Origin of the sequence: Devosia psychrophila (genome assembly GCF_000971275.1) — a bacterium.
Lineage (GTDB): Bacteria > Pseudomonadota > Alphaproteobacteria > Rhizobiales > Devosiaceae > Devosia > Devosia psychrophila.
The window spans coordinates 22,973-36,320 of the sequence record NZ_LAPV01000084.1 but is presented as its reverse complement, the minus strand read 5'-3'; the positions used below and the strand labels follow the sequence as shown (position 1 = coordinate 36,320).

At 60.9% G+C, this 13,348-nt stretch carries 10 protein-coding genes and 1 pseudogene; 3 read left to right on the top strand and 8 right to left on the bottom strand.

Going from position 1 to position 13,348, the window contains the following annotated elements; all coding sequences use genetic code 11:
• Nucleotides 1-328: 328 nt before the first annotated feature.
• From WH91_RS07005 to WH91_RS06995, 3 genes and pseudogenes are all read right to left on the bottom strand, one after another.
• A pseudogene (locus tag WH91_RS07005) lies at nt 329-1,483 on the bottom strand (phage portal protein).
• A 436-nt stretch (nt 1,484-1,919) separates the two neighbouring features.
• Nucleotides 1,920-3,176: a DNA-packaging protein gene (locus tag WH91_RS07000; RefSeq protein WP_244542341.1), complete on the bottom strand. Its 1,257-nt coding sequence runs from the start codon at nt 3,174-3,176 to the stop codon at nt 1,920-1,922.
• Nucleotides 3,154-3,573 carry a hypothetical protein gene (locus WH91_RS06995; RefSeq protein WP_046170280.1) on the bottom strand — a complete coding sequence of 140 codons (420 nt, stop codon included), beginning with the start codon at nt 3,571-3,573 and terminating at the stop codon, nt 3,154-3,156. Before WH91_RS06995 ends, WH91_RS07000 begins: the two co-directional genes overlap by 23 nt.
• Before the next feature lie 98 nt (nt 3,574-3,671).
• On the opposite strand from WH91_RS06995, the gene WH91_RS06990 reads away from it, so the two are divergent.
• Both WH91_RS06990 and chvE read left to right on the top strand, forming a co-directional pair.
• Nucleotides 3,672-3,917, top strand: a complete 246-nt coding sequence (locus WH91_RS06990) for a KTSC domain-containing protein (RefSeq protein WP_046170279.1) — start codon at nt 3,672-3,674, stop codon at nt 3,915-3,917.
• Nucleotides 3,918-4,514: 597 nt separating this feature from the next.
• Nucleotides 4,515-5,579 carry a multiple monosaccharide ABC transporter substrate-binding protein gene (chvE, locus tag WH91_RS06985; RefSeq protein WP_046170314.1) on the top strand — a complete coding sequence of 355 codons (1,065 nt, stop codon included), beginning with the start codon at nt 4,515-4,517 and terminating at the stop codon, nt 5,577-5,579.
• Between the two features lie 125 nt (nt 5,580-5,704).
• Here the strand turns inward: chvE and WH91_RS06980 are convergent, their stop codons facing one another.
• The 5 genes from WH91_RS06980 to WH91_RS06960 all read right to left on the bottom strand — a co-directional run bounded on the left by WH91_RS06980 (nt 5,705) and on the right by WH91_RS06960 (nt 10,783).
• Nucleotides 5,705-6,712 carry a helix-turn-helix transcriptional regulator gene (locus WH91_RS06980; protein ID WP_143078073.1) on the bottom strand — a complete coding sequence of 336 codons (1,008 nt, stop codon included), beginning with the start codon at nt 6,710-6,712 and terminating at the stop codon, nt 5,705-5,707.
• Nucleotides 6,688-7,779 (bottom strand): type II toxin-antitoxin system HipA family toxin, encoded by a 1,092-nt coding sequence (locus tag WH91_RS06975; protein ID WP_244542342.1) that lies wholly within the window; start codon nt 7,777-7,779, stop codon nt 6,688-6,690. Before WH91_RS06975 ends, WH91_RS06980 begins: the two co-directional genes overlap by 25 nt.
• A 428-nt stretch (nt 7,780-8,207) precedes the next feature.
• Entirely contained in the window at nt 8,208-9,464 is a 1,257-nt protein-coding gene (locus WH91_RS06970; protein WP_046170277.1) for an Hsp70 family protein, read from the bottom strand.
• A 126-nt stretch (nt 9,465-9,590) separates the two neighbouring features.
• Entirely contained in the window at nt 9,591-10,256 is a 666-nt protein-coding gene (locus WH91_RS06965) for a diguanylate cyclase domain-containing protein (RefSeq protein WP_046170276.1), read from the bottom strand.
• 71 nt (nt 10,257-10,327) lie between these two features.
• Nucleotides 10,328-10,783, bottom strand: a complete 456-nt coding sequence (locus WH91_RS06960; RefSeq protein WP_046170275.1) for a YcgN family cysteine cluster protein — start codon at nt 10,781-10,783, stop codon at nt 10,328-10,330.
• 110 nt (nt 10,784-10,893) lie between these two features.
• On the opposite strand from WH91_RS06960, the gene WH91_RS06955 reads away from it, so the two are divergent.
• Nucleotides 10,894-13,074 carry a transglycosylase domain-containing protein gene (locus WH91_RS06955; protein ID WP_244542344.1) on the top strand — a complete coding sequence of 727 codons (2,181 nt, stop codon included), beginning with the start codon at nt 10,894-10,896 and terminating at the stop codon, nt 13,072-13,074.
• Nucleotides 13,075-13,348 lie beyond the last annotated feature (274 nt).

Below are 13,348 nucleotides of genomic sequence, written 5' to 3'. Positions count from 1 at the left end.
GGTAGGGTAGACCCTGAATTCCCAAGAATTTGACAGCACACCCCCGACAAAGCTTCTTGCCAGATATCTCATACATTCCGCTGGTCCCAAATGACCCGCCCAGTTGGCATCCACTTGAGAATCCATCGCAACGAGGCCCGACCGCCACCCGCACGCGGTCCTCGACCCGCTGCCCGCCCTCCGGCATACCTGTTGGCGCTCGTGGTTGGTCCTGACGGTAGCGCCGCTCGAGGGCGCTGACCAGCACGTCCAACTTGATCTCGAGCGTGGCGAATCGAACGGCCGCGAGAAAACCCCATAGTCCGGAAGAGATGAACCTTGGCATCGCCTAAACCCCCAGCATCGCCCGCTTCTCGGCGTCGCTCAAAAACTCCGCGCCACCCACCCGTGCCCACAGCGCCGCCCGGTCCTCCGCCAGCGCTTCTACGCCGTCGAAATCCGGCTTGACCACCGCGCCACCAAACGCCGGCGACAGCCAGTTGCTCAGCTCCTCAGCCACCCGCACCACCAGCGGGATCAGCGTTTGTCGCCACAGCGCCGGATTGGCCTCGGCCAGGTTGGCATAGGTATTGTCGCCCGGTATGCCGAGCAGCATCGGCGGCACTCCGAAGGCTAGCGCGATGTCGCGCGCCGCGGCATTTTTCGCCTCGATGAAATCCATGTCGCGTGGACTAAGCGCGATGGTCTTCCAGTCCAGCCCGCCTTCGAGCAGCATGGGCCGCCCGGCATTGGCAGTGCCCGAGAAGTTCTGCTCCAGCTCGCTCTTGAGCCGCTAGAACTGATCCTGGGTCAGGTTCTGCCCGGCCGCCGAATAAACCAGCGCTCCGCTCGGTCGCGCTGCATTGTCGAGCAGCGCCTTGTTCCACTCGCCGGCCGCATTGTGGATATCCATGCTGATCTGCGCGGCCTCCAGCGGCGCCATGCCATAGTGATCGTCCATCGGATGAAACAGCGCCATATGCAGTACGCTCGGCACCGGCGTCACGTCTTGCCGCAGCCGCATGGTCCGCCCGCCCGCTGTATAATCATAGCCAACCGGCCAACCGTCAGTCCCGGCCACCACCTTCATGCGATCCGGCCGCAGGCAAAACAGTCCCTTGACCTCGCCGTCGACCACGCCGGCCTGCAGGTAGGCGTTGCCCGCCGTCTGCAGATAGGCATAGACCGCTTCCAGCATTTCTCCGCCCGACTGCCGCCCATTGGGCCGCGCCAGCAGGCTGGCCAGCGGATGCTCGTCAAGCCGCTTGCCATGTTCGCTGACCACCAGCGGCACGCGGTTTGCCGTCTCGGCGATCAGCCGCACGCAGCGGTACACCACGGGATTGCGCGCAAACCCCTGGCTGACCAGACTGGCAAATCCCCGATTGCTCCAGTTCGCCGCGCCCAGTTGCGACAGGGTCAGCAGCGTCTGCCCATTGAACGCCTTGCTCTCTGCAGGCGCATTCGCTCCGCCACCCAACAGGCGGCTGATCCAGTTCGGCATGGCGATGTCCTCGTTATCCTGTCCCGCTGGGTGAACTCCCAAGCGGGCTCCTACTGATTTCGGCAACCGGCGGAATCGCCCAGTGTCGCCGCCCCAGAACTCCAAATTCAGGCGTCAAAAATGGCCAAGAAATCCCCGTGGCACTAGATCAAGCAGTCGGTCCACCACGACAACACCAGCTGCAACACCGGCAACAATATCGAAACCGAAAACCGTCGCGAAGGCACCGGCAGCAAGCCGCGCTGCGCGGAGTGCGCACGTCTGGCCTGAACCTGCTCATCAGTCGACACCCTCCCCCTCGCGGGGAGGGTCAGTGAGGGGGTCGGCTGGCCCAAATATCAGCGCTATCGCCCCTCGCCTGCTTTGAGGCAAAGCGCACAAGGCCCATTCGCGCCAGATCGCTCCACCGGGCCAATTCGGGCCTGGCCAACCCAAATCAAAGCCCCCGAACCCGCGGCCGCATCTCATTCAACATCAGTTCCGTCACCGCCCAGACCAGCGCATCGACCCGGTCCGGCGAGTGCCCATCGCTTTTCCCATCGGTCCCGAACGCACACATCTCGTCCTCCAGCGCCGTCAACCCGTCCACATGGCTGACCAATCCGCGCCCATACAGCGCCGCCACCGGCTCGGCCCGCAGCCACTTGCCGCGGCTGGCGCGTACCTCGCGCACCGGCACCGATGCATCCACCTGCGTGATCACCGACCGCACCAGGTCGCCGCCCTGGTTGACCTCCACCACGATGGCATCGGCCTGGTGGCTATGAAACGCCGCCACCGCCCGCCGTGCCCAGGCCAGCGGTGCCGCCGGCTTGATCGTGCAATCTTCCAGCACCACCACGCCCTCGCCAACCCGTCCGGCCACCACGATGCCACAGGCATCCGACTTCGCCGTCCCCGTCACTGGCGGATCGACCGCCACGATGATCCGATTGACCGCCCCGCCCTCGAACCGCCGAAAGATCCCCCGCTGCCACAGCGCCCCGGGCAAGTCCTCGATCAATTCCCCATCCAGTTCCTGCCGCCCCAGCACTGAGCCGCGATAGCGGCCGACTACGGCATCGAGAAACGTTGGCGCTAGCTGCGCCCTGTTTTCCGCCGTCGCCATTCGGGTCATCACGGCATGCGGGTCGGTAAGCAGGCGCTTGATCAGTCGCGTCGGCCTGGGCGTCGTCGTTGCCAATTGCCGGGGATGGTCCCCCAATCGCAGACCGAACTGCAACTGATCCCAGGCATCTTCCCCACGTGGCCACTTCGCCACCTCATCGCACCACGCCGCCGCGAACTGCGGGCCCCGAAACCGGTCGGGGTCCGAGGCCGACATTACAGCCGCCTCTACGCCATTCGGCCAAAGCAAAGTTTGCCCCCTTAGCACCGGTCGCTCGTCGTCCCGATGCACATTGAGAATACCGCTCTCGCCGCGCACCATTATGGCGATGGCTTCGGTCATCGTCTCGCCGACCAAAGCGATCGGGCTAATTCGTCGTGCTGCAAGACTGCGGACCCATTCTGCCCCGGCGCGCGTCTTTCCTGAACCGCGTCCACCCAGCAGCAGCCAGGTGGTCCAGTCACCTTCCGGGGGGCGCTGCTTGTCGAGTGCCCATATGTCCCAGTTAAAGTAGAAATCCTCGAGTTCCTCTGCAGTCTTTTTGGAGGGGTCTGCAAAGCGATCAACGATTGCGGAATTGTTCAATTCGCTTCGCCACCTTGTTACGAAGATCGGTGACGTCCCGCTTGCTTGCAGGTTCCACGTTCCGCTGGGCAGCTCCCAGCTCGATCAGCTTGTCGAGCGTCTTGACCTGGATGCTCAGCACGTTTGCCTGCTTGTCGATCGGTTCATCTACAGCCATTTCCAGTCGCCTCACTTGCTTGTCCAAAACCTTCAACATGCGCGCCACGAGATCGTCCTGTCGCACGACCCGTGCACGCGCACTGAGCCAGCCTTCCACTTGCCGGCGATACCGCAATTGAGCTGCGCTGATGCCGTAGCGTTTGCAGATCACAGCCGGTAAAAACCGGCGTGCTTCGTACTCTTCGCGAACCAGGTCCCATTGGATCGTCGCGGCGACGGAAACGTCCTCTTGCTGCATGCCAATGACTCACTTGTGAATCGCTCCGGCGCCGCAGCCCGGAACCCGATGAATCCGTCGCGGATTCGCCTTTGCGGAATCCAACCGGGAGAGGCCCGATGTCCGCCGCGATCCGCCATATCCATTACAAGCCCGCCAGCGAGGAACTCTCGATCTGGTTCGCCCCCGAAGGCCGCCGCTACAAATATTTCGATGTGCCCGAGTTTCTCTACGAAGCTTTACGCGATGCAGAATCCCGCGGCCGCTTCTTCAACCATTCAATCCGCGGGCGCTTTGAATGCGAACTCGTCGAACCACCCAAACAATGCAACCGAAGCCCGCATGTGCTGCGCCGTGCATCCTGACCCACTTTACTGACTTCGAACCGCTTCGCAGGGCACGAGAAGGCCATGAGACCTATGGTCGAATGGCACGAACGCTCCGGCCTCTTCCTGGCTTCGAGCTATAAATCGCAAGCTCAGAGCGGACAGCGCAACCGCCGCCCGCCTGCTCTACGCCGAGCTTCCTGACCCACTTTTCCGACCATACCTGAACTATACACCGCCACCGTCACGCGGGGATAAAGTGCATAAGTTTGATCCGTCCCGCAGGTGAAAAGGCTGCATGATTTGCGGTCGGAGCGGCAGCCGTAACATTGTAAAACAGTCCGCCCCGGATAGCGGATCAACGGGTTCACACGAGGCCGGCGCGACCTACCATACCAATACGCCTTCCGTCTGCGACGTACGTACGTCAACAATCTTGCGTATTTCAATTCCATATCATACTTTAGTCGTCTGGCTTGGGAGGGCCTTGGCGCAACTTCGCCGCGTGGGGACATAATTTACATAATGCTCATTCAGGCGCCTGTCGCATTCGTGCGACTTGGGCTGCTGCTGAGCACGACGTTTTGTCCGCTTCCACCAGATCAATCTGAACGGGAGAGTAAAATAATGAAACTTATGAAATCGCTAGCCACCGTGATCGCCGTCAGCGCTCTGGCGCTGGGCGCGTCCGTCAGCAGCTTTGCGCAGGACAAGGGCACCATCGGCATTTCGATGCCCGAGCAGACCACCCTGCGCTGGAATTCGGATGGCGCCGAGCTGACGAAGGCACTTGAAGCTGCCGGTTACACCGTCGACCTGCAGTATGCCGGCGACGACATTCCGAACCAGCTGTCACAGCTTGAAAACATGGTCACCAAGGGATCCAAGGCCCTCGTGATCGCAGCCCTCGACGGCACCACGCTCAGCGCCGTTCTGCAGCAGGCGGCCGATGCCGGCGTCAAGGTGTTCGCCTATGACCGCCTGATCCGCGACACCGCCAACGTCGATTACTACACGACCTTCGATAACTTCCAGGTCGGCGTGCTGCAGGCCAATTCCATCCTCAAGGGCCTCGGTTATCCCGAAAAGCAGGGTCCGTGGAATATCGAGCTGTTCGGCGGTTCGCCAGACGATAACAATGCCTTCTTCTTCTATGACGGGGCGCTCAGCGTGCTGCAGCCGCTGATCGATTCCGGCGTGCTGGTGGTGAAGTCCGGCCAGACCGGCATGGACAAGGTCGGCACCCTGAAGTGGGACGGCGCTACCGCCCAGGCCCGCATGGACAACCTGCTGTCGGCCAGCTACTCGGACGGTTCGCGCGTTGACGCCGTGCTTTCCCCCAACGATGGCGTCGCACGCGGCATCATCTCCTCGCTCAAGGGCATCGGCTACGGCTCGGGCGACCTGGCTTACCCGATCATCTCGGGCCAGGACGCTGAAATCCCGTCGGTAAAGGCGATCATCGCCGGCGAGCAGTATTCTACCGTCTACAAGGACACCCGCGAACTGGCGCGCGTCACTGCTGGCCTCGTGGACACCGTTCTCACCGGCGGTACGCCGGAAGGCCTCGACACCACGACCTATAACAATGGCGTCAAGGTTGTGCCGTCGATCCTGCTGACTCCGTATGAAGTCGATGCGAACAACTACAAGGAACTTGTGGTCGACTCCGGCTACATGTCGGCAGACGACCTGAAGTAAGCGACTTACGGGTCCCGCTCTTGTGAGCGGGGCCCTGTTCCCTCCCGATTTCGAATGGCGCATCGTGGGCGTCCGCACAACTTCGAAGTCGAGACAGAACGTCCCGACCCTCGAAAACCAGACGTCTAAAACCGAGCCTTGGTGAGCTTTAAAACTTCGCTTTTTACGAAGTCATAGGACACGCTTTCGGCGTCGAACCGCTCGAAGAGTTGCGACACGAGGGGCGTAACAACCGCAGCTAAGTCCTCTTTGATATCCTCAACCGATACCTCGGTTTCAAGCAGGACTTCGTCACTGCGAGACGGCCTGCCTTCCATAATCAGCCCTGCCAGAGGATTGGCCCAGCTCTTCAGTTGGCGCCCTCGAAGTCCGGTGTAGAGTACGCGCATTTTCACGGTCAGCGGGAATGGATCCCTCTTGGCCAGCAGTTGCGCCAGGTTGCTCGCATGCATGAGGATTTCGCCAAGACGCCAGATGGGCAAGGTGGCATCAAATACGGTTCCTGCGGGAAAGGTTTCCTGACCGTCTTCCTTATAGCCGCGGATCAGAAACATTCGACCGGAGGGGACACCGCGCCAAAAATCGCAGTGAGCGGCATCGTCGAAGCTGCGCTCCGCTATCTCGCTCGGCGGGAGCCAGGTTTCAATGGCGCCGTCGACTTCGCTAGGGCGGGTTTCTTCCCGCGTCATGAACATGAAGACCGGCCAGCCAGTGTATTTTGTGTAAGACACTTCCCTCAGCATGTCCTCGAACTCTCGCGCTGTCGGCGTCTTCAGATCACCGGTGAAGCAGTAGTCGGCACGGTAATAACCGTCAGGAAAACGGGCCGGGCTGTTGGCTGCAAGGTCTTTGATGAGGCTCTGCCAACGTTGAATGGATTCGCGGAGAAACCGCTCCTGCGCGCCGGCGGCGGCAGGTTCGTCCATCAGTCCGACGACACGCAAAATGTCGAAAGCTTTCGTCAGGCTAAGCGTCGTCTCGCCGCGCTCGAAGGCCGTCATGGTCGGCGCACTCACGCCGGCAAGCGCGGTGTGTTCGCGCTTAGTCATTCCGCTTTCCTTGCGGCGCTCGATCGTTTCATCGATGAGCTTTTGCCAGTTGAGGAGATTTACTCCTCGAAGAGACGAAGACATTGGTTCCTCACGACTTCCTCGAAGCGGCTAACGAAGCCATTCGGTGGTTCGCCAGATGGCGCATTGATGGGGTTCTTGCCGATTTGCTTCTTCAGGTCGCCAAGCGCAAGTTCCACGGCCCGCTCATGCAGGCCGATCTCAGCGCCGAACTTCCGGAACAGCGTTCCGTTCAGCTCTTCGAGGTTGCGGCTTCTGCCAAGAATCGAAAGACCGAAATTCCTGTCGAGATCATCGTAGATGGCCGTATTCAGCACGTCGTACACCGGCGATAGCCGAAGGCCTTCCGGTGTTTCCAGAAGCGAAAAATTCTTGAGGTGTGCATCGCAGTTCGCGAGCGCCGCAAACACGACAAGCCGCCGAAACAGCTTATCGAGATCGATGACAGGGCGGGCGGAATGCTCCCGGATGACGCGGGCGACCTCTTCGTAGCTGCTTCCGTATTTGCCGTCATAGTTGACGCCCCTCGGTTTCACCAGCACTTGCGCGAAGTCCTCGAGGCGCAGCTTTTCGCCTTTCTCGGTCCGGTCGAACCGGCTGACGATCAACGCGATCTCTTCGCCAAAATGACCAGTCTTGAACTGCGTTACCTCGTTCTTGCCGAGAATTTTTGCTGCCCACTGAAGCGAAAGAAACTCGTTGCGAACCAAGCCCTCCCTCGCCTCCGAATTAAATTTCGCAATATAGGGGGCGGGGCCATCTCTGCCCGCAGCGACGAAACCATCGCCGTCTTTTACGACCAGCAGCTTTTTCTGTACGCCGGACAGCGTCTTTCCCGGCGTCGGAGCCCCCTCCTCGACTTTAGGAATGTCCGCTTCTTCGGACGCGCGAATGCCGACGGCCCCGATGCAATCTTCGCCGTAAGCCAAAAGCAACGCGAAGTCGTTCTGCTCATCCTGGATATGGGCGCCTCGGGCCTGCTTCTCGCGCAGCCAGCCTTCCGGCCCCAAATGCTGGAAAAAGGGGTGCAGCCCATTTGCCCAGTTGTGCTCGCGCTGGGTGGCCGGAAAGCAGCAGGCAATGTCTCCTGTCCAGCCGTCTCCATAGGTAAAACGCGTCCCGCCCGTCACCGTCTGTTCGAGGATGCCGGCCAGCTTGCCCTTGAATAGGACATCCGCACTATATAAATTTGTTGCTATGGCTTTATCTCTCCCAATTCACGGGAACACCGCACCTAAAATGTAGCTACGATCTAACTTTTTGTAGTCCAACTTCAAAAAGAAAGCTATAACTTCATTTTCTTGAAATCACTCCACATGGAAGAACCTTAGCTTCGACTTATGTGGAAATTCCATGCTATAAAAACGCAAGGCAGCCAAAGCTTTGCTAGTCGTACCAGGACCTAGCCAACGTGCTATACGGCCTGCCATAGGTCACAAATGCCAACACTTGCATTCTGTCTGCACCAGCCATGACCATTGCCGACTGTCCCGCCGTCGCGGTTTCATGCTGAAAATCAGAATGGCGCGATTGATCGGAACGTCCGACCCGCCACTGCTCACCCAAACTTGCGTTTCGCGTCCAGCGCAAGTCCCAGCCCCACACTCCCCAGCACGTCCGTGCGCACCAGCTCCGCGTCTGGAAACAATGCCCGCAGGCGGTCGGCGATGGCTGGGACCTGGGTGGACCCGCCGGTCAGGATCAGGCTGTCGATATTTGCGGTCGTCACCCCTGCCCGCTTCAGGGTTTCGGCGATGGTGTCTTCGATCCGCGTCACCGAGTGGCGCAGGGCTGTGGTGAAATCGGCGATGCTCATGGTGGCTTCGATCTTGCGGTCGCGCACCTCGAAGCTGAATTCCGTCGCGTCGGCATCGGACAATGCAATTTTGGCGGCTTCTACTGCGCCGACCAGCCGATGGCCTAGTCGGTCCTCGATCAATTCCATCATCATCTCGACCCGCTCGGGCGCTTGTGCTTCGCGGCGGGTGCCGCGCAGGTCGCGCAGGGTCTGGGCGTTGTAGAGCCGGTTGATGCGATGCCAGGTCGACAGGTCATGATATGGCGCCACCGGCAGGTGCCGCTTGCCATCCTTGGTCATGCTGCCCAGCCCGAGTTGCGGCATCACCTTGGCCATCGACAGCAGTCGGTCGAAGTCGGTGCCGCCGATATGCACGCCCGCTGTCGCCAGGATATCGCCACCGCGATCTACTAACTTCGCCCGCTCCGGCGAAACCCGCACCACCGAAAAGTCAGAGGTACCGCCGCCCAGATCGACGATCAGCGCCAGCCGTTCATCCGAAACCTGCCGCTCATAATCCAGCGCCGCCGCAATCGGCTCAAACTGGAAGTCCACATGCCGAAAACCCTGCGCGCGCACCGCTCCGGCCAGTTGCTCCTGCGCCGCCGCATCGGCCACCGCGTCGTCATCGACGAAATGCACCGGCCGGCCGCAGACCACGCTATCCAGCGCGCCGCCAAGTTCTGACTCGGCGCGACGCTTCAGTTCGGCAATGAAAATGCCGAGGATTTCGATGAAGCCATAGCTCCTGGCCTTGACCCGGGTGGTGTCACTCATCAGCGAGGTACCCAGCACGCTCTTGAGCGAGCGCATCAGCCGCCCGTCGGCGCCGGTGACATATTCGGCCACGGCCTGGCGGCCGAAATGTACGCTGTCGTCCTCGAAGCTGAAAAAGATCACGCTGGGAATGGTTTCGCGCCCCGCCTCGAGCTTGAGCAGGTGCGGCACGCCGCTCGAATCAAGCCGGGCAATGGTGGAATTGGACGTGCCGAAGTCGAGGCCGCAAACGAGGGTCATGGCATGCCGTCCATCATGGGTTTGCGCTTCAGGCGCGCGAGGGGACGGCCCTCATAGGGAATCGGGCTCAGGCTGGCAACTTCGAAGGTGGTCTTCTCGGCTTGAGGGCTATGCCCGAATGGCGACTCAGGCGGCCTTGGCAACCTTGTGCTTGGCCCGCTTGCGCTCCAGTGCCGGCCGCAGGTCGACGGCCTGCAGATAGCCGATACCTTTGCGCTGGGCCTTTTTCAGCGCCTCGGCGCCAGCTTCGAAGAACTTGCGGTCATAGCTCCCACGCGGATTGGTCACGGCCAGGCCGAGGCTGACGGTAACGATGCCGGCATGGCTTTCCTTGTGCGCCAGGTTCTGGCGACGCACTGCATCGGTAATCTTGATTGCCAGCGACCGAGCCATCAGCACCGGCAGGTCCGGCAGCACCACGACAAAGCCACCGCGCCCCAGGCGCAGGCAACTATCACCAACGCGCGGCAGCGCATCGGTGATGGCGCGCATCACGGTCAGCACGCCGTCATCGGTCTCGGGCTTGTCATAGGCGGTAAAATATTCGGTGGCCCGGTCGATCTCAATGACCAGCAGGCTGAGGGACACATGCTTTTCAGCGGCCCGGCCCCAACCCGCCACCAGCTCTTCTTCGATCAGCGCACCGAGCTTGGGCTTCATGCCAATCGAGCGTGCCATCGCCGCCTGTCCGTAGGCTGGCTGCCGCACCGGACGCATCGCATTCAGCGCTGTCCGTACCCGCGTCCAGAAAGCATCGACTGGTTGTTTGGAAGTTACCGCCGTCGTCGTCATGATCGTCGCCCATCCTAGGCTCGCACACGTCGTGATCTGGCCATGAGATGGTTAACAGATGGTAAATTCACTTAGAGTTGTTCAGGCGGCTCCCATTCGGGCCAGTCTACGGCGTGTTCTTCCCATTTATCGGGGGCGATATCGAGTTCGGCAAAGGTGCGTCCGCGCGCCGATACGCCAACGTCAATAACCGTCTGCGGGTCGCCTGAAATCAGCGGGTGCCACCATGCCAGGCCCTTGCCTTCGGCTAGCCGGCGATAAGCGCAGGTGACCGGTATCCACTTGATTTCACCCACATTCTGCGGCGTCAGCTTGATGCAATCCGGCACCTTGGCCTGCCGCCCCGGATAATCGGTACAAGCGCAGGTATCGCCATCCAGCAACTGGCAGCGGACGTCGGAGGTGATGAGGGTGCCGCTGTCCTCGTCTTCGAGCTTGATCAGGCAGCAGCGACCACAGCCGTCGCAGAGGGCTTCCCACTCCGCGTCGGTCATTTCGTCCAGGGATTTCTCGTCCCAAAAGGCCATCTTAACCTGAGGTCTGCTAGCTCTGTTGCCGGTTTGCCCTTGTCGCGAGCAGAGCGCAATCATATTCCAGCGATTGTGTTGCTTTCGCCGCCGCGTACGCACAACAGTCCGTGAAGCTTACCCGGGGATATCTGGTGCAGGATCCGTTCTATACCAAAGAGAAACGCAAAAAATCCGGCGGCATGCTGGCGGCCGATGCGTGGCTCGATTCCTCGCTCTACGAATTTTGGCAATCGCTCGGCAGCGGCTATACGCGCTTCCAGGATTTCATGTCGATCTTCCACGTCGCCGGCTTCAAGCGGGTCGTGGTAGAAGTGGTCAGCGACGGATTTTCTTTCCTCGCCCTCGGCTGCGTTTTGCTGGTGGCCCTGGCTATGCCGGCCTTCGACGTCACCGCATCGGGGGAGTTCAACAAGGCCGAAGATTATTCCGTGGTGTTCCACGACCGCTTCGGCACAGAGATCGGCCGGCGCGGCATTCGCTCCGATGATTCCGTGCCTCTGGCCGATATGCCCGACTACCTGCTCAAGGCGACACTCGCCACCGAGGACCGGCGCTTCTACGAGCATTTCGGCATCGACGTACTGGGCACTTTGCGCGCATTGCTGACCAATGCGCAGGGCGAGACGAGCCTCCACGGCGGCTCCTCCATTACCCAGCAATTGGCCAAGCAACTGTTCCTTTCCTCCGAGCGCACCATCGAGCGCAAGATCGTCGAAGCCTTCCTGTCGGTCTGGCTCGAATGGCACTACAGCAAGGACGATATCTTCAAGCTCTATCTCGACCGCGCCTATATGGGCGGCGGCAACTTCGGCGTGGTCGCCGCAGCCGACTATTATTTCGGCAAGCGCATCCAGGACGTTTCCCTTGCCGAGGCCGCCATGCTGTCGGGCCTTTACAAGGCGCCGGGCCGTTGGGCGCCGCATATCGACCTTGCCGCCGCCCGCGGCCGCGCCAATGTGGTGCTGTCCAACATGGTGGCGGCCGGCTTCCTCACCGAGGGCCAGGTCACCGCTGCGCGCCGTCATCCGGCCACTCCGGTCAGCCGTGCTGCCGATGCCAATTCGCCGAACTACTTCCTCGATTGGGCCTTCGAGCAGTCAAAGACGCTGATCGAATCCAGCCTGCACACCACCAACAATTTTGTGGTCCGCACCACGATCGATACCACCCTGCAGAAGTTCGCCGAAGAGGCCGTGGTCTCGACCGTGCGCGAACAGGGTGAGCAATACGACGTGACCCAGGCCGCCATGGTGGTTACCGATACGGTCGGCGCCATCCGCGCCATGGTCGGCGGCACTGATTACGGCAAAAGCCAGTTCAACCGCGCCATTGTCTCCACCCGACAGCCCGGATCGGCCTACAAGATTTTCGTCTATTCCGAAGCCTTCGAGCAGCTCGGCCTGACGCCGTCCGACATGATTACCGACCGTCCGGTCTGTATTGGCGACTGGTGCCCGCAGAACTACGGCCGCAGCTACAAGGGCTCGGTGACGCTGGCTAGCGCTTTCGCGCAATCGCTCAATACCGTGCCGGTGACGCTGTCGATCAAGACTGGCCGCGACACCATTGCCGCCCTCAGCCATCGCATGGGCTTGCAGGCCGATTACCCGGTCACCCGTTCGCTGGCGTTGGGCGTCGCCTCGGTTTCGGTGCTGGACATGACCTCGTCCTACGCCGTGCTGGCCAACCACGGCCTCAAGACCCCAGCGTATGGAATTACCCGCATGACCACGCTCAGCGGCGAGAATGTCTTTGATCTCGATCCCGATGCCCCGCGCGAACGCATTCTCAGTGACACAACAGTTGCCAACATGAATTCCATGCTGCGTGGCGTGGTCACCGGCGGAACGGGACGCCGGGCCGATGTGCCGGGCGTCCCGGTGGTCGGCAAGTCGGGGACCACGTCATCCTATCGCGACGCGTGGTTCTGCGGTTTCACCGGCAACTACGTCGCCGCGGTGTGGTTCGGCAACGATGATTATCACCCGACCAACAATCTGACAGGCGGCACCCTGCCCGCCATCGCCTGGCAGAAATTCATGGCCTATGCCCATACCGGTGTCGAAATCCAGCCGGTGTTCGGCGTCGATTTCGCTATCGAGCCCGCCATAGTCGCCGAAACCGATCCTGCCGTTGAAGAAGAGATCGTGCAGCGGCCCCCAAGCCTAACCCCCGGCGCCGCCCGCAAACTCGTCGACCTCGCCGACAGGCTTGCCGCCACGATCGGGGCGTCTGCAGCGCCGCGCAATCAGGCGAGTGTGACCGCGGCGACGACGCAGGGGCTGTAGTTGTTGACTACATCGTAGCTTTAAACTACATATGCCTGCTGTGAAGCAGATCACCTACACGAAGGCAGCGGCACGGGCATTGAGCAGAATGCCGACGACTACGGCTGCGCTCATACGCGGCAAGATAGTCGAATATGCTTCCGTTCCTGCATCACAGGCGAACAATGTCATGGCCTTGCATGGCAGCAGTTGGATTAGGCTTCGTATCGGGGATTGGCGCGTTATCATCGAAGACGGTGCCGTCCTCGAGGTTCTGAAAGTCGCCCCCAGAGGC